The sequence below is a fragment of the Mucilaginibacter gossypii genome (assembly GCF_017569325.2).
Classification (GTDB): Bacteria; Bacteroidota; Bacteroidia; order Sphingobacteriales; family Sphingobacteriaceae; genus Mucilaginibacter; species Mucilaginibacter gossypii.
Window position 1 is genome coordinate 886,044 of record NZ_CP071878.2, and the last position, 23,556, is coordinate 909,599.

Genomic DNA, 23,556 nt, shown 5'->3' on the forward strand with positions numbered 1-23,556 from the left:
TACCTCACATCACCAACACCGTCCAGCCTTGCTGATCATTCTTCTTTCGTGATTTTTTCTTTTCATGCAACACTTTTTTTATGCGGATGGCGTAAGTCCAGCAGGTGCTTTGGCGGATATCGAGCTTTTCGGAAAGCTGGTGCGATGATATCGTGCCGTTAGTACTGTAAATAAGATAGGTTAGATAAAAAGCCTTATTGATAGGGATGCGGCTGTTTTGAAATATGGTATTATGCAGCGCTGATTCTTCATAACTGCATTTGGTACAGCGGCGGCTGTGCGGCAACCTTCCGGCACAATATGTTGTATTTGAGCAGCGGGTACAGATAAAGCCATCTTTCCATTTTAAAGCCGACAGGAATTTAAAACAGGTTTCCTGGTCGGGATACTTTGCGCTGAATTCTTCATAGCCCAACTCTGTAGATAACGCTCGTGATTCGGTAACCTTTTCAATGTTTGTTTTGAGCTGAACATTATCTTTTTCAAGTAAAATATTCATTCTTAATATTTCACCAGCCTGCTTTTCCAACTGCTCGTTGGCCCGTAACAATTCTTTGTTTTGGTTTTCGATGATCTGACTTTGTTGCCTCACCTCGTTTGATTTTTCAACCAGTTCATGCGTGCGGATTTCAACTTGGCGCTCCAATTCCTCATTTATCGAATCCTTCAACTGGCTGTTCAATTGCATTTGCCGTATGGTTTCTTCATGGGCTGCATCCTTCTCTTTCCGCAGGATCCTTACCTGGTCGCCAATGGCAAATGATAACAGTACCATCTCAATAATAAAACAAAAGCTGAGGCTATAGTAACTTATAGGAGCTGGTAAAAAGTAAGTATAACCAAGAGCGGTAAGAGCTTTAACTATAAAGCCCACAAACAAAATGGAGTAGGCCAGCACAAAAAAGCGGGCCGGCTTGTAACCGTTTTTATAGATATACACACCGGTAGCAAAAGCCAGCGATAGCGGAATCACTTCAACAAACTTATATACAAACAGCGAATTGTTGAAGATAAGGCAATACAGAAAATAGGTGGTGCGCAGCAATATCACACAATTGATTAGCCTGTTTAATTGCGGAGCTTTTGTTTTAACCTGCAATAACTCCTTGCTGAATATCAGGGCACAAATACTGGTAAAATATAGAGCAGTGCCGTTCCCGTAATTATTTAAAGCCGGCGCTCCCGGCCATAAATATTGGAACGCGATACCATCGGCACTCATTTCGTAAAGGCCTACGCTTAAAATGTAAAATACGTAGTACAGGTATTGTTTCTTTTTAACCGCAAGGAACATGAGTAGGTTATGGAAACAAAAAATAAGGATCATGCCATAAAACAGGCCGTAGGTTAAGTATTCGTTAAGCGCATAATGAATAAAGTAATTAATGGTACGGTAAACTATAATAACATTTACCGCATTGTGCGATTTGATCCTGAAATAATAAGTATGATAACCAGGTTTGGTATCTCCGATCTGAAACTCAAAGTTTTTATGATGAAAAAGCCTGCTGTTGAAATTAAGGCTAGCGCCCGATTCACTTTTGATATAGTTACCTGTCGCATCAGGCATATAAGCCGTTACCTCATCGGTTGTTTGATCAAAGAGCTCAATAATGCTGTTGTTGTTTACAGGTTCGCTAAAGTACATCCGCACGCGAAACCAGTAAGCAGAGTTTTTATAGTGATTGCTGGGATAGTATGAGCTGTTTTCGTTAAAAGAGGAGCTCATTTCCTGTATATCCCGGAAAGTTAGCTTGCCGGTGCTATCCTGCAGGTATTTTACCTCGTTAAGGGTAAACTTATGTTGCTGAACACTTTTATCAACCCGGAGTATATTTTGAGCACGAGAAGTAAGTGCCCATAGGCATATAAAAAAAACAAATAAATACTTAGTCAATGCAGGTAAATGTTTAATCAAATGTTTTCAATAAGTAGTGTAGCTTGCAATAATTTAAAATGCATAGTTATTGCATTCTCCCATTTTTTGGGATGACGGCCATACACAATAATGTTTATTAAGAACAGGTTTATAATATCCCAAATATAATTAATTGTTAATTATTTGTCGTTGCTGGTTGCTCTATTTTCTTTATGTTTTCTGACACGCTTTTGATGTATTGTAATTCACGATGTATCAAAATAGGATAAAATTTGCGAATGAAAGCCTGCTACATTTTGATACCTTTGGCAACAACCAGTTATTAATTACGGCGGATGTTTCAGCAATTAAAGGCCTTTTTGCTCATTTCTTTTTTATGCTATTCTTTAGCAGCCTCAGCAAAAGGCCCTGGTTTCCCGGTTAGGTATTTAGGTATTGAAGATGGTCTTTCAAACAATGCGGTAACCTGTATTACACAGGATAAATATGGCTTTATGTGGATGGGGACTTATGACGGGCTCAACAGGTATGACGGTTACACATTTAAAGTCTTCCGGAACATCTGGGGCGATAAAAACTCGCTCGTCAATAATCACATTAAATCCATTAATGCCAGCGGCGGGCGAATATACGTGGGAACCGAAAAAGGACTCATGCATTTTGATTATGCCGACTCACGCTTTCATGCACTTTATTGTTATAACGAAAAGCATCAACCAATAAAAATAGGGTTTAATATCAATGAGATAGTTGCCGACCGGTCGGGCAATATTTTCGCTACCAATGGTACATACGGTTTCCTAAAATTTGGGAAGACAGATACCATTGGCAAAGAGATCCTGTATGATGTCAAAAAACAACAGTTTAATACCATTGCTGCCCAGATGGATAAGCAGGGCACTATCTGGATTCTGGTAAACGGGGTTGGGCTTGGCAGGTACGATGCAGCGGCTGAAAAGATAAAAATTGTATCACCAGAACTGGCATATGCGGGTTGTATGACCATTGATGGAAAAGGTAAAATTATTGCAGGCGCAGGTAATGAATTATGGATGTATGATCCCGTCACCTTGAAAACTACGAGGCTGGAGAACGGGCTTAACAAAGTGACCAACAACAATATTTTTAGCCTCACCACAACAAGAAACGGCGATATCTGGATTGCAACCAATGGGGGAGGGATTAAAGTTTGGAACCCGGAGACCAATACGCTCATCTATATCAATGCAGGCGAAACACCTAACAGCTTACGGAGCGATGCTGTTGATGCTGTTTATGAGGATGATGAATCCCGGATCTGGATAGCAACCTTACGGGGTGGCGTGAACATTATTGACCGTAAACCGGCCTCATTTCATGTGTTCGCGCATGATGCTTTTAATAAAAACAGTGTTATCAATAATTTTATCCTGTCGTTTTGCGAAGATAAGCAGCATAATGTATGGATTGGCACTGACGGCGGCGGGTTAAATTACTGGAACACTAAAACAAATACGTTTACTGCCTATGTACACCAAAATATTCCGGGATCTATCAGCAGTAATTTTGTTGTAAGTATTTTAAACGACTATACCAATAAGATTTGGGTGGCAACCTTTAATGGTGGCATTGATGCGTTTGATAATGCAACCGGACGGTTTAAACATTATAGCTGTTATAACCCGGTAGATAAAAAAGAAGAACGGAATTTTTGGAAGCTTTATGAAGATTCGCAGCACCGTTTGTGGGCAGGCAGTACCTGGGGAGGGGCATTGTTTTTGTACAACCGAGCCAAAGATCAGTTTGAACTTTTTGATAACAGCCTGGTAAATCTCCACGCGCTTTTTGAAGATCACAGAGGTAATTTGTGGGCGGGAAATTATAGTCGTCTCATCAAAATAGATGTTCAGCATAAAAAACACCAGGTTTATTTTATCGGCCAGGCCATCAGGGCTATTACCGAAGATAATAAACGCAATTTATGGATTGGTACTGAAGGCGGAGGGCTGCTTCAATATAATACCAACACCCATCAGTATAAAAGATACACCGAATCGGCAGGGTTACCGAGCAATACTGTACTGAATATATTGGTTGATAACAGCGGCAATTTATGGTGCAGTACTTATAATGGCCTTTCCTGTTTTAATGTAATCACAAAAAAGATCACCAATTACAATGCATCTGATGGTTTGCAAAGCAACCAGTTTAATTACAACGCGGCCTTAAAGCTGGCATCGGGCAAAATGTTGTTCGGCGGAATCAAAGGGTTTAATTTGTTTTCGCCCGATAGTATCGCTCCTTATGCACACCAGCCCCGGCTCATGCTTTCTGATTTTAAAATAAATAACGTTTCAATTGAACTCGATAGTGCATATGGCCCAAAACTGCCGTTAAATGAATTAAAAAATATAGCCATCCCGTTTAGCCAGGCAACGCTGAACATCAGTTATACAGCGCTTGAATATTCATTTCCCGAAAAGATCTCCTATGCATATTACCTTGAAGGCTGGGACCATGGCTGGAACTATGTAGGCAAGCTAAAGTCGGCCTACTTTTCGCGTCTCAATGAAGGCTCCTATACACTGAAAATCAGGGCTACCAATACGGAAGGACAGTGGACAGCGCCACCCATTACCATTAAAATTATTGTTTTGCCACCTTGGTATCGTACCTGGTGGGCCTATATAGTTTACCTGTCATTAATAGTTGCTATAGGCTACGCGTTTTACAGGTACAGATTAAACCAGGCCAGGCTCAGGTTTAAGGTAAAGCTGGCCAACCTGCAGGTGGAGAAAGAAAAGGAGCTCAACGAAAAGAAACTGACTTTCTTTACCAATGTATCGCATGAGTTCAGGACTCCGTTAACGCTTATTATTAACCCCATCAAGGATCTCCTTAATCAAAGTAAAGGCAATACCGAAGAGTTGAGCACGATATACCGCAACGCACGCCGTTTGCTGGGGTTGGTTGATCATTTGCTCCTTTTCAGAAAAACCGAAAGTGAAAATGCGTCGCTTAAAGTGAGCAGGTTAAATTTTGTTGCTTTATGTAATGAGGTTTATTCGTGCTTTATTCAGCAAGCCAGAATTAAACACCTTAATTATACCCTCGCAGGTGGAGCAGATGCTATTGAAGTATACTGCGACCTGGAAAAGATAGAAATAGCCTTATTTAACCTTATTTCAAACGCAATAAAATTTACTCCGGATAAGGGGACGATCAACGTTGTAATTGAACAGGACGATGTTTATGTATATTTTAAGGTAATTGATAATGGTATAGGCATAAATACCGAAGCGGGCGACAGGCTGTTTGATAAATTTTACCAGGCAAAGGATAAAAATTATTTCCGCAAGGGTTTTGGCATAGGCTTATACCTGGTTAAGGTTTTTATAGAAAGTCATAAAGGTAATATCCGCTACTCTAATAATCCCGATGGGGGGACAACTTTCGTGCTTGCGTTGCCAAAGGGCAAATCACATTTTTCGGAGGATGTTATTGCTGACGATGTTGTGCCAGATTACACTTACGTAAATGACCTTATTGGCGAAGATAACAAGGATGTTATGCCGGAAGATGAGGACTTGGCGGCATTGGAACTCTTCAGTTCGGCGCGGCATACGCTTATCGTGATTGATGATAATGATCAGATCCGTTCATACATCAAAAAAATTTTTACGCCGGGCTATAACGTAATCGAGGCGCAGGACGGTACTACTGGCCTCGAACTTATCAAGAAGCATATTCCCGACGTAATTATAAGCGATATTGTAATGGACGGCATTAGCGGACTTGACCTGTGCCGGATTGTTAAGGAAGATCAGGCTATAAACCATATCCCTGTTATCCTATTAACCGGGGACACTACGCCTGATATTATGCTTAGAAGTATAGATGAGGGAGCCATTGATTTTTTACGCAAACCATTTGATAAAGAATTGCTGATAGCACGGGTAAAAAGTGTATTGCGCAATAAAACCGAGCTCCAAAACTATTTTTATAAGGAAGTTACCAAGAAAAGTACCGGCCGTAGCATCTCCCAGGAAAACAAAGACTTTCTGAATAACTGTATTTCGGTAATTGAGCATTACTTTACCGACGATCAGTTTGATGTATATGTGTTGGCCAAAGAGATTGGTATCAGTTATGCAACGTTATTTAAACGTCTTAAAAACATCACGGGGCAATCGGTCAATAACTTTATTCGGTTTGTGCGCCTGCGCAAAGCTGCCGAATTATTGATCCAAACCAATTGTAATGTCAACGAAGCCGCTTTCCAGGTTGGCTTTAGTGATGTGAAATATTTTCGCGAACAATTCTTCAAACAGTACGGCATCAACCCGTCTGATTTTATCAAAAAGCACCGCGCCAATTTTCAAATTTCGTATCGACTGAACGAGTTCGAAAAAAGCTCTTCCAAATAGGCCGCCTTTGTTAGGATGACATTCCATCACTCCGAAAAGCTTGCTGAAATAAAATAAAAGTGAATTTGACACTTATTTTCTCGTGTATTCTACAAAAATCATCAAAAAGGCTTGTTTTTGTATGTTTTGACCCCGGTAATTTATAGTTTTACCCCTCTCTCGTAATGCCGAATTACGCTTATTTCGTTCCAACCGACAGGCAATAAGCAGTGCCAATATTTTATTGCCGGCAATTCATAAACTAAAAATTAATGCTATGAAAGTTTCAAAAATGCGCAACCGGGCAGCTTTTGCCATGGTGTTAAACCGGCCCGGATAGGCTCAGTTACCACCCGAAATACCAAATTAAATGAACCCTATAAACCAAATTAAATTATGAAATATAGATTTACTCTCTTAAAAAGTTTTTCCGTATTGCTTTTAATGATGATGCTCACAAGCATTGCTCAGCTGGCAAGCGCGCAAACAAAAATTAATGTAAAAGGTGTTGTAAAAGATGCCACCGGCAATGTATTGCCCGGTGCAACTGTAAACATCCAGGGCACAACCCAATCAACCACAACCGATGTTAATGGCGCTTTTAAAATGGAAGTTGCCGAAGGCTCAACGTTAAAGATCTCTTTTGTGAGCATGGTAACCAAATTCATTGAGGTTACAAAAAATACCACCACACTAAATATCGTGCTTGAGGATAGTAACAAGCAGCTTAACGAAGTAGTAGGTTACGGTACGCAAAAACGTTCAGATGTTACCGGCTCTGTTACAACGGTGCCTAAGTCTCGCTTGTCGCAGTTGCCTGTTACAAACGTTTTGCAGGCCGTAGAGGGAGCGGTTGCCGGGGTAACTGTAACCACATCATCCTCAATTCCTGGTCGCCAGCCTTCAGTTACGGTTAGGGGGCAAAACTCTATCTCGGCTGCTTCTGGCCCTTTTGTGGTAGTTGATGGTATCCCGCTTACCAAAAGTGGAGGATCACTTAATGATATTAACCCCAACGATATTGCATCAATGGAGATCCTTAAAGATGCTTCCGCCGTTGCTATTTATGGTGCTAACGGCTCGCAAGGCGTTATCCTGATCACTACAAAACGTGGTACTACTGGTAAACCTGTAATTCGTTACAACGGATATGCCGGTTATGAAAATCTTGGGCATATCCTTGAACCACGTGATCCGGCCTCATTTACCCAGAAGTTCCTTGATTATGAATCTCAAAACCACTTAACCCAACAATTCCCGGAGCCGGTATATAATAACTCTGAAAGGGCTAACTACGCTGCCGGCCGCACTATTGATTGGGTAAAAGAAGTTACCCAGCAAGGCTTTATACAGGATCACAACCTGAGTGTAACAGGCGGTACCCCTGATGTTAAATACTTTTTATCAGGCGATTACCTAAAACAAAAAGGTGTGATAAAAGGCTATCAGTATAACCGTGCAAGCGTACGTTCAAACTTGGATGTAAACGTGACCAGCTATCTGAGTGTAGGCGCCAATTTGTATTTCGCCAATAATAATTATGATGGCGGCAGGGCAAACTTACTCAACGCTACAGCCATGAGCCCCTATGGTAACATATATAATGCTGATGGCACTTATGCCATTTACCCAATGGCCCCCGAACAGCTATATGTTAATCCTCTGCTTGGTTTAACTACCGACCAGATAAACCGAAGCGTGAATATAAGCGGCAACGGCTATGCCGAAGTAAAATTTGGCGGTGTACTCAAAGGTTTAAAATACCGCTTAAATGCCGGGTATACTTACCTGCCTACCCGTGTAGACGGCTATAGCGGCCGTTTGGCTAATACACCTTTAGGTTCGGCAACCGCGGTAAGTTCCGAAACAAATAGCTACACACTTGATAACCTGTTGCTTTATACCCGCGATTTTGGTAAGCACCGGATCGATTTCACCGGCTTATACAGTGCTCAACAACGTAAATATTTCATTTCGGGAATAGCCGGTACTGGTTATATAAACGACGAACTGTCATTTAACCAGATTGGCATTGGCGCAACGGTATCAGGTGCAAGTGTAAATGGCTTTTCAGGGAGCTATTCAGACAGATATGCGCTTAATTCGCAAATGGCCAGGTTGAATTATTCATATGACAGCAGATATCTGGTAACCCTGACCGTAAGGCGCGACGGTTCATCAGTATTTGGTGCCAATACTTCCAAATATGGCTGGTTCCCGGTTGCAGCCCTGGGTTGGAATGTAAGTAATGAAGATTTTCTCAAAAACTCAAAACTGATCAATAGCTTAAAGCTTAGGGCATCATATGGTAAAACAGGTAACGAGGCTGTAAGTGTTTACAGAACCATTACATCGGATGGTACGGTAAGGTTTCCTTTTAATGGGGTAAGCACCGTAGGCATACAAGCAAGCAACCTTGGTAATGGCAACCTGCACTGGGAGAGCACTAATCAGGCTAATATCGCGGCCGACTTTTCTGTGTTGAATAGCAGAATCAGCGGTACCGTGGAATATTATGATTCAAGAACAACCGGGCTATTGTTAAACCGTGCACTACCAACCATTACCGGTTACAACCAGGTTGTTGATAACATAGGTAAGGTAGCAAATAAAGGTATCGAGGTAACGCTAAATACCCGCAATATTGATGGCAAAGATTTTAGATGGGAAAGCACTATTGTGTTTGCAGCTAATAAAAATAGAGTTGTTGCCCTTTATGGCGATGGCAAAGATGATATTGGCAACAAATGGTTTATTGGCAAACCTATCAATGTAATATATGATTATAAAATGACCGGTGTTTGGCAAACAGGCGAAGATCCCTCCAAGCAGGATCCCGTTGCTAAGCCGGGGGATTTGAAATTTGCCGATATTAACGGCGATGGTAAAATTACTGCCGATGGGGACAGGGTAATATTGGGACAGCAGGACCCTAAATGGACCGGCGGTTTAACCAACACATTTCATTATAAGAATTTTAACCTGAGCATCTTTGTACAAACGGCACAGGGTATGTTAAAAAATAACGCCGATTTAAATTACGCCGATGAATCGGGCAGAAGAAATACACCTGCCGCGGTTGGTTACTGGACACCAACCAATAATAGCAACGAGTTTCAGTCATTAACTTATACCAACACGCGTGGTTATGGTTATCCGCGTAATGCCAGCTATACACGTATTAAAGATGTGACTTTTAGTTACGTAGTTCCTCAAAGATTGCTTGATAAAGCAGGCATAAGCGGTTTAACCTTTTATTTAAGCGGTAGAAACCTGAAAACGTTTACAAACTGGATAGGATGGGACCCTGAGGCCAATTACTCAACCCGCGGATCGGGCGATTGGGTAAATAATTATCCACAAACCCGTACAATCATTTTAGGTGCTAATATTTCTTTAAAATAACTAACCCGTAAAAAGACATGAAAAACTATTCAGCAATATTACTCTTTGCAGGTGTGTTAACAGCATTCGCATCTTGCAAAAAATCATATCTCGACGAAAAACCATACTCGTCATATACTCCCCTTACTGTTACGGATTCATTGGGTATGGAGGCATCGGCAATAGGTTTATACAACCTTGAAACCGGTATCCTAACCTATTCAGGTGCGCAAGGCTGGCCAAGTGTTTGGCAGGTAGGTACCGATGTGGCGAACGCTACAGCCCAGCAGCAGGGGATAGAGGTGCCTTATTATAATTATAGTGCGCTGGCACCACAGGATGACGCCGCCAAATATATCTGGGGCAAATATTATGCGATGATCAATAACGCTAATATTATAATTGACAATGCTGAAAATCCATCAAATACAAAATTAGGATCTGTAGGAAAAAAACAAGTGGAAGCAGAGGCCAAGTTTTTCAGGGCCTATGCCTACAATAACTTGGTTACCTTATTTGGTAAAGTGCCGCTTACTGATCACGCTTTAACTGTTCCGAAGATAAACTTTACCCGTGCGTCTCTTGATGATTTAAACGCGCTTATTGCCAGTGACCTTAACTATGCAGTTACTAACCTGGCCGACCTGAATGCCGGTACCGCGAAAACAAACGCTCAGGGTAAGCAGGTTGGCAGGGCTAACAAATACATGGCAATGCAGTTGTTAGCCGAAGCTTATCTGCGTATGGGTAAAAATGACCTTGCTGAGCAGCAAGCTCAAGCCATTATCAATAGTGGCAAATTTAGCCTGATCAAAGCCCGTTATGGCGTAAGGGCAGGTGGCGCCGGCGATTACTATTCAGATATGTTTGTATATGGCAATCAACGCCGTGCACAAGGCAACGCCGAAGCTATCTGGGTGCTTGAACAGGAAAATTCATCAGTTGTTGTAGGTGGAAATGTGGATAATGCTCAGCAACGCAGGGTGTGGGGCGCGGCATACTATCAGATTCCGGGAATGTTGCCTTGCGATTCATTAGGTGGTCGTAGTATCGGGAGATTAAGATTAAGTAACTGGGTGCTTTATGGGCTGTATCCACAAGGGGACATTCGTAATTCACAATACAATATTAAAAGACAATACTATTACAATGATCCTAAGTACCCTGCGTTATTAGGAAAACCTGTACCATTTGCTGGCGCGGATACCTTATTCAGGATTTGCCCGAGTACAACTAAATGGGGCGCGTTTGATCCTAACGATACTTTTGGCTACGCCATGATCAAGGATTTTATCATGATGCGTTTAGGCGAAACTTACCTGCTGCTCGCTGAAGCACAGTTTAAACAAGGTAAAACTGCTGATGCAGCCACTTCTATTAACGTGTTAAGGACGCGGGCTAATGCACCACAGGTAACGGCCGCGCAAATGACACTTGATTTTATACTTGATGAACGTGCCAGGGAATTGATAGGCGAGGAAAACCGCCGCCAAACCTTGATGCGAACAGGTACACTGGTTGACCGTGCCACGCGGCTTAATAGTAACGATGCCGTTCACCCAACAACCGGGCTTGCAGCTAAGAATCTGCTGCTACCTATCCCACTGTCTGAAATTCAATTGAATAAAGATGCGGTACTGGAGCAAAATCCGGGTTATTAATTAAAACACAAATAAAAAGTAAGGGCGATATTAATTGCCCTTACTTTTACTTTTTATGAAGCTATACTGTTTAAAATACCAACTTTTACTATGTATCCTGCTTTACGGCGCTGTGTGTGCAGTGGCTCAAACCGGTAGGGTAACTACCAGTACCATAGGCTTGGGATGGGCAAATAACTCGGTTAATACGGTGATATTCCGCAAAAATTCGCTCATTACCTTTAAGGGCGAACAGTATGCCGCTTATTATAACAACGACCAGGTACTGGTGTTGGCTAAAAGAAAAAGCAATTCAACCAATTGGCAGGTTGCCACAACGCGATATAAAGCGGATGCTGCCGATGCTCATAAGGATATCAGTATTATGGTTGATGGTGCCGGTTATTTGCATGTTGCCTGGGGGCACCATAATCAGGCTTTAAACTATGCTAAAAGCATTAAGCCCGGCAGCCTTATTTTATCAGATCCGCAAAGCATGACGGGAGTCGGCGAAAATAAGGTCAGCTATCCCGAATTTTATCGTTTACGGGGCGGCGATCTGTTATTTGTTTATCGGGACGGCGGTTCGGGTAACGGAAACCTGGTCATGAACAGGTATAGCATAGCTACTCAAAAATGGGTCAACATACAGCAAAACCTTATTGACGGTGAGGGCAAACGCAATGCCTACTGGCAAATGTGTATCGATAAAAAAGGGACAATCCATATTTCATGGGTATGGCGCGAAACGCCAGACGTGGCAAGTAATCATGACATGTGCTACGCCCGATCAAATGACGGAGGTTTAACCTGGGAAAAATCGACTGGCGAAAAATATTTGCTCCCGATTAATGCTGCTAATGCTGAGTACGCATGCCGGATTCCGCAGCACAGCGAGCTCATCAATCAAACATCCATGTTTGCCGATGACGGGGGCAACCCTTTTATCGCAACCTATTGGCGCGATAGCAGTTCAACTGCACCGCAGTATCATATTGTTTTTAAAACCAGCAGTGGTTGGCATTCGGCCAATCTTGGTTTTAGGAAAACGGCATTCAGCCTTGGAGGCACAGGTACCAAACGGATCCCGATATCTCGCCCGCAGATCATTACCTGGAACAATGGCGGGATGCAATCCGCAGCGCTAATTTTCAGGGACGCCGAACGCGGCGATAAAGTTTCGGTGGCGATGAATGCCGACCTGAAAACTTCAAACTGGCAGGTTAGTGATTTAACTACCACGCCTGTAGGGGAGTGGGAGCCAACCTATGATACCGAATTATGGAAGGATAAAAAGATTCTTAACCTGTTTGTACAACAGGTAACCCAGGTTGATGGTGAAGGGAAAGCCAGTATACCGCCCACTAACGTACAGGTATTGGAATGGATGCCTTAAAGTTGAAAGTCTTTAGACATATTTTAAGAAAAAACGACTTAAGACTTAGGGCTTTCGACTTGAGTCTTACAACATGGAACTTGAATCAAAGTATAATAAACAAATAAACATCCCGGATGAAGAAACTCATATTTTACTTTCTATTGATAAGCGCTCCGTTTTGTGCATCCGCCCAAAGCAAAAAGAATACCGTGCAGGTATCTGACAGGAAATTGTGGTTAAGCTACATGGATAAGGTGGCCAGGCCGGTGATTAGCAACCTTGCTGCTGATCAGCTCAAAGAAAAAATGTTCATGGAATTGTCTGATAGGGTTGATAATAAGGAAAGTCGTGCTAAGGTGGGATACCTGGAAGCTTTTGGTCGTACATTGTGTGGTATAGCACCGTGGTTACAATTAGAAGGTGGTGATCCAGCCGAGGTAAAACTTCGCGAACAATACAGGGCCTGGTCTTTAAAGGCTATTGCAAACGCGGTTAATCCGCAGGCTAAAGACTATATGCAATGGAGCGGTGGCCAGCCATTGGTTGATGCTTCGTTTGTTGCTTTTGCCTTGGTACGGAGCCCATGGTTATGGGAGCACCTTGATGATGTCACCAAAAAACAAGTGGTTGAAGTAATGAAAACTACCCGTGCAACGGTTCCGGTTTACTCCAACTGGATCCTGTTTTCGGGGATGATAGAAGTTTTTTTTTGCAAATATGATCTTGGCTATGACCCGGTAAGGGTTGAATTCGGTATCCGCGAATTTACAGAACATTGGTATGTTGGCGACGGTATGTACTCGGATGGGATGAACTTTCATCTCGATTATTATAATAGCATCGTAATCCATCCTAATCTGAGTACCATATTGGAAGAGGTAGATGCTAAAAAGAAAACTTATGTGCGTGAGGAACAACGTGAGCTGGCTGTTGGCCAACGTTATGCCGAAGTGCTTGAGCGCCTTATTAATGCTGATGGAAGCTACCCCGCTATAGGACGGTCGATAGTTTATCGCGGCGGCGCATTTCATCATTTAGCAAATATCGCCTACAAAAAACAACTGCCTGCAAGCCTGAAACCGGCACAGGTAAGATGCGCGCTAACAGCTATGATCAAAAAAACGCTTGGCGCGCCGCAAACTTTTACTGCCGATGGCTGGCTTAATATGGGTTTATATGGCAAGCAGCCCGGCCTGGCCGATTTTTATATTACAACAGGCAGCCTGTATTTCTGCGCCACCGCTTTTGTACCATTAGGTCTGCCCGAAGCCGATCCGTTTTGGGCTGATGCGGAAGAACCCTGGACCGCAGTTAAAATTTGGAGCGGTCAAGATGCACCTGCAGATCATGCACTTGATATCAGAAAATAATACAACATCTTTATATGAAATACTATCGTTTTTTATTGCCGGCCTTTTTGCTGCTAAGTATCCTCGGTCGTGCGCAAACCAAATTAACCAGTTTTAGTCCGGGCGCAATCTGGCCAGATGATAAAGGGGTGCACATTAATGCCCACGGAGGAGGCATTCTGTATAATGATGGGGTTTATTATTGGTTTGGCGAACACAAAATTGCCGGCGATGCAGGTAACCGGGCAATAGTTGGAGTTCATTGCTATTCGTCAAAAGACTTATACAACTGGAAGGATGAGGGGATCTCGCTGAGTGTTTCGCCAGATACCACAAATGATATAGCAAAAGGCTGCATCCTGGAAAGGCCCAAAGTTGTTTATAACAAAAAGACAAAGAAATATGTAATGTGGTTTCACCTGGAACTATTAGGCAAAGGCTACAGCGCTGCCCGCGCCGGGGTTGCTGTAAGCGATAAGGTGACCGGCCCGTACAAGTTTATTAAAAGCTATCGCCCTAACCCAGGGCAGATGCCGTTTTATCCGGCACTTACACCCGAAGGTGATAAAATAAACTGTGTTAATCCGGCTCACGAAACCGATAAGTTTTTTTGCCGCGATTTGCCCGGCGGCCAGATGGCCCGCGATATGACTGTTTTTGTTGATGACGACGGCAAAGCCTACCACGTTTTTTCATCCGAAGAAAACTACACCCTTGATTTGGCCGAACTAACTCCCGATTATACAGGGCATACAGGTAAGTTTATCCGTATCTATATAGGCCATCAAACCGAAGCTCCTGCATTATTTAAACGTAACGGAATTTATTACATGATAGGCTCGGGTTGTACAGGTTGGGCACCCAACGCCGCCCGTTGGTTCAGTGCAAAATCAATTTGGGGGCCTTGGACTTACCACGGTAACCCTTGCCAGGGACAGGATAGCAAAATAACTTACGGCGGTCAAAGTACGCATGTATTGCCTGTGGCCGGTAAAAAAGATGCCTTCATATTTATAGCCGATAAATGGGCTCCAAAAGACGCCATTGATGGCCGTTACCTCTGGCTGCCCATCAGCTTTAAAGGTGATGATATCGAAATAAACTGGGTAGATAAATGGAACCTTGAAGTATTTAAGAAATAACATGCGAAACTTCATAAGCTTATGCTGCCTGCTGTTCGTTACCGGTACGGCGACCGCTCAAGACAGTCTCATTACCAATATCCAAAGCCGTAAAGCACTTGATCTGAACGGCAAATGGCAATACATTGTTGATCCGTACGAAACCGGGTTTTATGATTATCGGTATAAGGAGCTCAACGAAAAAAATGGCGATGCCTATTGGAACAGCGGCATCCCGGCTAATAAAACTGAGAAAAAGGAGCACGGCTATATCGATAAATATAGCATTGATGTACCCGGCGACTGGAACCATCAAAAGCCGGAATTTACTTATTACGAGGGTACTATCTGGTATAAAAAATCGTTCGACTACGTTAAACCGGCCAATGGCGGCAGGCAGTACCTTTATTTTGGTGCGGTAAATTATAGGGCCGATGTATACCTGAACGGTAAAAAGCTGGGCATGCACAAAGGTGGCTTTACGCCGTTTAATTTTGAAATTCCTGCCGGGCTGCTTAAGGGAAAGGATAACCTGTTGGTGGTTAAGGTTGATAATAAGCGCTATGCAGACGAGGTGCCAACCCTTAACACCGATTGGTGGAACTACGGAGGTATCACCCGCGATGTAAAACTGGTTGAAGTACCGGCAACTTATATCCGCGATTTTGTAATCCAGCTTAAAAAGCCTGTTAATGGTGCGGCTCCCGCAAAACAACCGGAGATAAGCGGATGGGTTAAACTGAGCGATACTCCGCCAACTGGTCAAAATATCACCGTACAAATACCCGAGCTCAAGTTTAGTAAGCAGTTTGCTGCCACAGGCAAACTTACGCAGGTTAGCTTTAAATTGCCAAAGGTGCAGCTATGGTCGCCCGAAACACCTAAGCTGTATAAAGTTATCATAAGGTCCGGTGCCGATAAAACAGAAGATAAGATAGGGTTCCGCACCATCGAGGCGTATGGCCCGAAGCTATTGTTAAACGGTAAGCCTGTGTTTTTACGGGGGATCTGTATCCATGGTGAAATACCGCAGGATGTAAGAAGGGCTTACACCCAGCAGGATGCTGAGCAATTGTTCACCCAGGCGCATGAACTTGGCTGCAATATGGTTAGGCTGGCACATTATCCTCACGATGAAAAGATAACCCGCCTGGCCGATTCGCTGGGTATTATGGTTTGGTCGGAGATCCCGGTTTACTGGACAATTGACTTTGGCAACGCAGCAGTACTTGGAAAGGCAAAAGCGCAGCTTAGTGAAATGATTACACGGGATCATAACCGCGCCAGTATCATTATCTGGTCGGTTGGGAACGAAACACCGGTGAGCCCAACACGTACGAATTTTATGCATGATCTGATTATCAGGGCCAAACAACTGGATGATACGCGCCTGGTTTCAGCAGCGCTTGAGGTAAACTATGGTTCGGGTAAAGATTTGAATGTGGTAGATGATCCGCTGGGTGAGTTTGTTGACCTCGTTGCTTTTAACGAATACCTTGGCTGGTATGGCGGCCTGCCCGATAAATGCCGCACTACAAACTGGAGCACGCCATACAATAAACCTTTATTTATCAGCGAAACCGGGGCCGAAGCTAAAACCGGTTTTCATGCCGATTCATTGACCCGCTTTAGCGAGGAGTACCAGGAGTGGTATTTTAAGGAGCAGGTAGCTATGTTTAAGCGGATGCCTGCAAATTTCGTGGGCCTGTCACCATGGGTAATGGCCGATTTTCGGTCGCCCAAACGGAATAACCCACTGTACCAGGAAGGCTGGAACCGCAAGGGTCTTTATGATGATAAAGGCAACAAAAAGAAAGCTTTTTATATTCTTCAAAACTATTACAAACAAAAAAGCGCAGAAGCGCTGAACAGATAGCGCATCACAATGAAAAAAATTACAATATCTTTTTTAACATTATTTTTATGCTTCAGCATAGCGGGCTTTTGCCAGGTACCCAAACATACCTTTGCGCTGGGCGATGAGGCTTTCCTGCTTGACGGGAAACCTTTCCAGATGATCTCGGGCGAAATGCATTATCCCCGCGTACCGCGCGAAGCCTGGCGCGCCCGCATGAAAATGGCTAAGGCAATGGGCTTAAATACCATTGGCACCTATGTTTTCTGGAACCTGCACGAGCCACAAAAAGGTAAGTTTGATTTTACCGGCAATAATGATGTGGCCGAATTTGTACGCATAGCCCAGCAGGAAGGCCTGTGGGTGATCCTTCGCCCAAGCCCGTATGTTTGTGCCGAATGGGAGTTTGGAGGATATCCTTACTGGTTGCAGAACGAAAAAGGCCTTGAGGTGCGTAGCAAAGAAGCTCAATACCTTAAAGAGTATGAAAGCTATATCAAAGAGGTAGGCAGGCAATTAGCCCCGCTACAGATAAACCATGGCGGTAATATCCTGATGATACAAATTGAAAATGAGTACGGCTCATATGGCAGCGATAAAGAGTATTTGGGTATTAATCAAAAACTATTTAAAGAAGCCGGTTTTGACGGATTACTGTACACCTGCGATCCTGCCCCCGATTTGGTAGCCGGTCACCTGCCGGGATTATTGCCAGCTGTTAACGGCCTTGACAATCCTGCAAAAGTGAAAAAAATCATCAATGAAAACCACGATGGCAAGGGCCCATATTATATTGCCGAGTGGTACCCGGCCTGGTTCGACTGGTGGGGAACTGCTCACCACACCATCCCTGCCGAACGTTATGCAGGTAGGCTTGATTCTGTGTTGGCAGCAGGGATTTCTATCAACATGTACATGTTTCATGGCGGTACTACCCGTGCGTTCATGAATGGTGCTAATTTTAAAGATACCTCGCCTTATGAACCGCAAACGAGCAGCTATGATTATGATGCACCCTTAGATGAGGCAGGTAATGCTACCCCGAAATTTATGCAGTTCAGGCAGGTGATCCGTAAGCATTTGCCTGCCGGTATGCAATTGCCGGATGTGCCGGCAGCCAAACCGGTAATCACAATTCCTGCTGTTAAACTAACACAATCGGTAAGTTTATTAAATACTCTGCCAGCTGTTAAAGAAAATCTAAGTCCGCTTACGTTTGAAGACCTGCACCAGGACTATGGCTTTGTGTTGTACCGAACTGTTTTAAACGAAAGCAAAAGCGGACAGCTCAAACTAAAAGAGCTTAGGGACTATGCGGTGATTATGATTAACGGTAAAAAAGTGGGCACGCTCGACCGTAGGCTTAATCAGGATAGCCTGTATCTAAAACTTCCGGCAGGTAAAGTAACGCTTGATATTTTGGTGGAAAACCTTGGCCGCATCAACTTTGGTAAGTATCTTTTGCAAAATAAAAAAGGGATCACTCAACAGGTGCTTTTAAACGGAACAGAAGTGCAGCATTGGAAAATGTATTCGCTGCCGTTTCATGATCTAAGCACCGTGAAATTCTCCGCTGCAAAGCAAAATGTAGAATCGCCGGTTATCAGGAAAGGTGGATTTACGCTGGATAAAGTGGGTGACACTTACCTTGATATGAGCAACTGGGGAAAAGGAGTGGTATGGGTAAATGGCCACAACCTTGGCCGGTACTGGGGCATTGGTCCGCAGCAAACCTTATACCTGCCGGTTGAGTGGTTGAAAAAAGGATATAATGATGTTGAGGTGCTTGAGCTGTTAAAACCTGAGCAAGATCAGTTAGCTGGAATTGATAAACCGATATTGGACGTAGTAAAACCTTAAATAAGCTTAAAGCCGAAGGCTAAATGCTCAAAGCTTATTTTACACGTATTGGCGAAAAAAAGAAGCTTTGGGCTTTAGGCGTTTTGCTTTAAGCTCTTTTGATAACAGACATATATAAATACTATTTACAATGGCAAGAGTAGCGTTTAAAATGAAGCTTCATGAAGGGCAAACCGCCGAATACAAGGCGCGGCATGACGCCATTTGGCCCGAATTAAGCAGTTTGCTTAAGGATGTGGGGATCAGTAATTATTCTATTTTTTTAGATGAGGATACGCATTGGCTTTTCGGGGTGATGGAAGCTGAAGATCAGGAAGCCCTTGATCATTTGCCTGATAGCCCCATTATGAAAAAATGGTGGTTATACATGGCAGATATTATGGATACCAATGCCGATCATTCGCCGGTAAGCACACTTTTAAAAGAGGTTTTCTTTTTGCCATAGATACAAAAATATCCCTTCCGAAATGGCTGTCATAAATGGCATACTGCGTTAGGTGCCTTTATGATAGCCATTTTTGTTTTATACAGGTCAAGCACCTGCTGGGCTGTTACTTTACTATGTGTGCTGATTTTAATAAAAAGAATTATTTTTACAGATATAGTTAACACTGATGAGTATGGTTGAGATATTTCAGAATATCCGTAAAATATACAGGTTCAGCGCACCTTGTGAAGAGCTGGTTAACTATATCGAATTTTATTCGCAATCGGTTTTAGATTTATCAGTACAGCAGGTAAAAGCTGAGTTTTCAACTGTGAAAATGTTCCCGAGCTGGACACCCACTTTTTATATTAACCTTGGTTCGCCTTATTACATTGATTTAAAGAATACCAGGTATCATGTAAAGGAACAGCAGGATGTTTTGTTATTGAGGAATGAGGATGTTACCAGGCATAAACTAACCACCGACAATATATTCACGGTTAAATTTAACCCCGGCGGTTTGGAAGCCGTATTAGGCCTTAACCAGGTGCCGGTTATTGATAAACTAATTGATCTTAATCAAATTTTACCCCGGCAATTACTTCAAAAAATAAAGCAACCTCTAAGCTTTGAAGAGCGAGTAGTAATCATTGAAACTTTTTTGTTAGATAAGCTGATTAAACAAACAACCCCAGATCATTACGTTAAAATGGTTAATGACAGCATTGGCGAATACCGGGGTACCGGTATGCAGCTAAACACATCAAAAGTTGCCGAAAGGCTGTTCATTACATCTAAAACCATCAATCGTTATTTCAACAGGGTGATAGGCACAGCGCCTAAAAATTACTTCTCAATTATGCGGGGCAGAAACGCATTAACCGCATTTGTTAATGATAGAGAAAACTTTGTTCCGATAGATTATGGATATTATGATTTGAGCCATTTTCATAAAGACGTTATGAACCTTACGGGCCAACGGATAACAAAGCATCAATTTTAAATTGTCCGTTTTTTACTTTCAACAGGTAAAGTCAATCTCTTTCTTTGTAGCTAAACAATGGTCATGAAAAAAATCCTTATCATATTACTTTGCGCTGCTATTTTTATTCAAAAAGTGTACTGCCAAAAATATAAGCCGGTATTAGAACCATATCCCGGGCTGGTTAAAGCAGACCCAAGGCTTATTTTAAAAACAGGTTACCTGGTAGTACCTGAAAATAGAAGCAAGCCCGAAGGACGCAAAGTTAAGATCCCGTTTTTGTTTGTACGCCGACCAGATCAGGACCCACGCAAAAACATCACGCTTTACACTACAGGTGGCCCAGGCTACAGCACTACACTAAATATTGATAGCATAAGCTATAACTCCGGCTGGTTAGCCTATGGCGGTTTTATTGCGTTTGACCAACGGGGAACAAAGAGGGCACAACCATGCCTGGATTGTATGGAAGTAGCAGCGGCCATCAAACGCAGTTACAGGGAAGGGAAAAATAAAGATAGCCTCGTATCTCAGGCCGTTACCCAATGCCGAAACCGGTTTACAAAACAGGGTGTCAACTTGTCAGCCTATAATACTATTGAAAGCGCAGAGGATATAAATGATTTAAGGTTAGCCTTAAATATTGATTCGCTTAACCTGGTTGGTATATCTTACAGTGGCGGCCTGATGCTTACCATGGCGCGAAACCATCCCGAGGGCGTTCGGGCGTTGCTTTTGAATTCACCGCTCCCCGGTTACGTAAATTTTGAAGAACACGCTTTGTTTAATATTAATGAAGCGCTTGAGCAGGTATTTCATAATTGCGAAACGGATTCCTCTGGTACGAAATATAAAAATTTAAGAACTAAGTTTCATCAATACTTCAGCGCTATCAACGGGAAGAAGTATACCATGGCTTATCAGGAAAAAGGAAGCAAGCAAGCTAATAATCTCACTTATACAAAAAACGAACTACTCGATGCAATAATAGGCCGGATGAACTCCCGGCAGGTTAGCACGGTGCCTGCGGTAATGATTGATTTAATTGAAGGACGTCATGATAAATATGTACAGGAGGTGTTTGATGGCTATTTCGCGGGTAATTCAAGCGTATCACTGGGTATGAGGTATTCTGTTTATTGTTCAGAACAAATTTCATACGATGATCCTACCTTGGAAGCACAACAACATTTGGTATTACCGTGGTTGGCCGGGTATCCGTTTAATGATGTAAATCATGCTATATGCAATTGTTGGAAGGTGAAGGCAGAACCTGCTATAGCAAAACAACCTGTCTATTCTGCAATACCGGCGTTGATTTCGGCAGGTGACGTCGACCCTGATTGCAGGCCATTTTATAATAGATTAATTAAGCGTTATATGCCTAATAGTCAACTATTAATCATTCATAATAGAGGGCACGCGCCGGGTTTCAGTGTAGATGGAACTGATTATGTGAAGCTATTTTTAGATAACCCACATCAGAAACTTACATCTCAATCAAAAAACCTGATCATTGAATAGCTTAATAGCCATTGTCAGATTTCTCGGTAATAAAGGTTTCGTCGTCTGTTAACATAGTGCTAACATGGCAGTCTTACATTTGGGCCAAAACAACTCTTTGGCATGTATCCTGCACTTACTGATGAAGCGTTGATGGGGCTTATACAACAAGGTAACCCCGTTGCCCTTGAAACTCTTTTTAATCGTTACTACAAAACCTTATGTCAGCTGTGCACGGTGTACACTAAAGATTATACCGTTGCCGAAGAGATCACCGCCAATCTTTTCGTTAAACTTTGGGATAACCGCGATACAGCCATCCTTAATGTAAAAAGTTACCTGTTTGTTGCTGCCAAAAACCTCTCTTTGAATCATATCCAAAAAAAGAAGGATCCGGTACATTCCATCGAAGATATCGACCTGCAGGGACATGTATTAAAAGACAGGGACAACCCATTCAAAATCCTTTCGGGTCGCGAATCGTACAATAAAATACTAAGCCTTATTGATACGTTACCAACCAGTCAGAGGCAGGTGCTGCTCATGAGCCGTATCGATAATCTCGACAAAAACGAGATAGCCAAAGTGTTGGGTATTTCTGTTCGTACGGTTGAAACTACACTTTATCAATCTATCAAAAAACTTCGTCAGCTGTTAAAAGGGCAGCACAATTTCACTTCCGAGGGTTAATAATTTCTTAATGTAAACTTAACTTTTTTCGCTACGTATCGGCTACGTAAAATCAGTCTTTATTGCAGAGACAGATTTAATGGAAGATAATAGTTACCGCTTAATAGTTGAATATTTTGAAAAAACCATCAGCGATGATGGCTTAACACAGTTACAGGAGTGGATTGAGGAGAACCCCGAAAACCTTGCCCAGTTTAGTGAAACCATCCAGATCCTGGAAGCATCCAAAACATACTTTAAACAACCGGAAAATGCCGAGAGCACCTGGGCAAAAATCAATGCACATATAACCCAACCTCAAATACCTGTAACTAAACGCACTACTAAATTCAATTGGATAGCTTACGCTGCCGCCTGCCTGCTTATTTGTACTACCGGTTGGTTTGGATACCGTTATTTCAAACAGTCGCCTGTTTTGGTTTATGAAGAGATCAGCAATGTTGATGGCAAGCATTCAAAAATAATGCTGCCCGATAGTTCGACAGTTTATCTGGGTGGTGGCAGCAAACTCAGATACGCTAAAAACTTTAGTGATGAAAAACGTGATGTAATGCTTAACGGCGAAGCTTTTTTTGATGTGGTTCACCAGGCTAAACCTTTTGTAGTTAAAAGCGGAGATATCACCACTGTAGTATTGGGTACTTCCTTTAATATAAAAGCCTACCTGGCCGATCATAAAGTAGCTGTGACCGTGCAAAGCGGAAAAGTAGGGGTAATGGCCAATGTGCAGGGAAAACCTCAAATGGTTAAATACCTGGTAAAGAACGAAGTGATCAGCATCAATACCCAAAATGGCATCTACACTTTTAACAACACTGATGCATCATCAGTAAGCTCGTGGATCAATAACGAATTTGTTTTCTATAATACAACTTACAGTGAGATAGCCGCTTCGCTTGAGCATCATTACGGCGTTAAGATCAGGTTTACAGAACAGGATTTGGGCAATGTAAGGCTTACAGCCAAATTAAGAGGTATGACATTGACAGATGCCATGGAAACCCTCAGCGCGCTATCAGGATTAGGCTATACGCAAAAAGGTAGTCAGCTTTTTATTTCAAACAATAATCAAAAAGGAGGAAGTATAATGAAATAGTATTACC

The 23,556-nt window shown here is 42.6% G+C and carries 14 protein-coding genes; 13 read left to right on the forward strand and 1 reads right to left on the reverse strand.

The features are described from left to right. Positions 1 to 4 precede the first annotated feature (4 nt). Positions 5 to 1,897 carry a 7TM diverse intracellular signaling domain-containing protein gene (locus J3L18_RS03785; RefSeq protein ID WP_129570702.1) on the reverse strand — a complete coding sequence of 631 codons (1,893 nt, stop codon included), beginning with the start codon at positions 1,895 to 1,897 and terminating at the stop codon, positions 5 to 7. Between the two features lie 317 nt (positions 1,898 to 2,214). Here J3L18_RS03785 and J3L18_RS03790 point away from each other — a divergent pair, with 317 nt between their 5' ends. From J3L18_RS03790 to J3L18_RS03850, 13 genes are all read left to right on the forward strand, one after another. Continuing rightward, entirely contained in the window at positions 2,215 to 6,285 is a 4,071-nt protein-coding gene (locus J3L18_RS03790) for a hybrid sensor histidine kinase/response regulator transcription factor (RefSeq protein WP_129570701.1), read from the forward strand. Positions 6,286 to 6,660: 375 nt separating this feature from the next. Then, positions 6,661 to 9,669, forward strand: a complete 3,009-nt coding sequence (locus tag J3L18_RS03795) for a SusC/RagA family TonB-linked outer membrane protein (protein WP_129570700.1) — start codon at positions 6,661 to 6,663, stop codon at positions 9,667 to 9,669. Between the two features lie 17 nt (positions 9,670 to 9,686). Then, positions 9,687 to 11,309, forward strand: a complete 1,623-nt coding sequence (locus J3L18_RS03800) for a RagB/SusD family nutrient uptake outer membrane protein (RefSeq protein ID WP_129570699.1) — start codon at positions 9,687 to 9,689, stop codon at positions 11,307 to 11,309. A gap of 55 nt (positions 11,310 to 11,364) precedes the next feature. Beyond that, positions 11,365 to 12,684 (forward strand): BNR repeat-containing protein, encoded by a 1,320-nt coding sequence (locus J3L18_RS03805; protein ID WP_129570698.1) that lies wholly within the window; start codon positions 11,365 to 11,367, stop codon positions 12,682 to 12,684. Positions 12,685 to 12,800: 116 nt separating this feature from the next. Continuing rightward, entirely contained in the window at positions 12,801 to 14,036 is a 1,236-nt protein-coding gene (locus tag J3L18_RS03810) for a DUF2264 domain-containing protein (protein WP_129570697.1), read from the forward strand. A gap of 14 nt (positions 14,037 to 14,050) precedes the next feature. Further along, the gene (locus tag J3L18_RS03815; protein WP_129570696.1) at positions 14,051 to 15,157 is read left to right on the forward strand and encodes a glycoside hydrolase family 43 protein; all 1,107 of its coding nucleotides are present in this window, start codon (positions 14,051 to 14,053) and stop codon (positions 15,155 to 15,157) included. Between the two features lies 1 nt (position 15,158). Beyond that, on the forward strand, positions 15,159 to 17,012 hold the full coding sequence (locus J3L18_RS03820) for a glycoside hydrolase family 2 protein (RefSeq protein ID WP_129570695.1): 1,854 nt from the start codon (positions 15,159 to 15,161) through the stop codon (positions 17,010 to 17,012). A gap of 9 nt (positions 17,013 to 17,021) precedes the next feature. Beyond that, positions 17,022 to 18,851, forward strand: a complete 1,830-nt coding sequence (locus J3L18_RS03825) for a glycoside hydrolase family 35 protein (protein WP_129570694.1) — start codon at positions 17,022 to 17,024, stop codon at positions 18,849 to 18,851. Positions 18,852 to 18,981: 130 nt separating this feature from the next. Continuing rightward, entirely contained in the window at positions 18,982 to 19,296 is a 315-nt protein-coding gene (rhaM, locus tag J3L18_RS03830; RefSeq protein WP_129570693.1) for an L-rhamnose mutarotase, read from the forward strand. Between the two features lie 175 nt (positions 19,297 to 19,471). Continuing rightward, entirely contained in the window at positions 19,472 to 20,281 is an 810-nt protein-coding gene (locus J3L18_RS03835) for a helix-turn-helix domain-containing protein (RefSeq protein ID WP_129570692.1), read from the forward strand. A gap of 63 nt (positions 20,282 to 20,344) precedes the next feature. Then, on the forward strand, positions 20,345 to 21,784 hold the full coding sequence (locus J3L18_RS03840) for an alpha/beta fold hydrolase (protein ID WP_129570691.1): 1,440 nt from the start codon (positions 20,345 to 20,347) through the stop codon (positions 21,782 to 21,784). Between the two features lie 102 nt (positions 21,785 to 21,886). Then, positions 21,887 to 22,453, forward strand: a complete 567-nt coding sequence (locus tag J3L18_RS03845; RefSeq protein ID WP_129570690.1) for an RNA polymerase sigma factor — start codon at positions 21,887 to 21,889, stop codon at positions 22,451 to 22,453. Between the two features lie 79 nt (positions 22,454 to 22,532). After that, a complete protein-coding gene (locus tag J3L18_RS03850) occupies positions 22,533 to 23,549 on the forward strand; it encodes a FecR family protein (RefSeq protein ID WP_129570689.1) in 1,017 nt (338 codons plus the stop codon). Positions 23,550 to 23,556 lie beyond the last annotated feature (7 nt).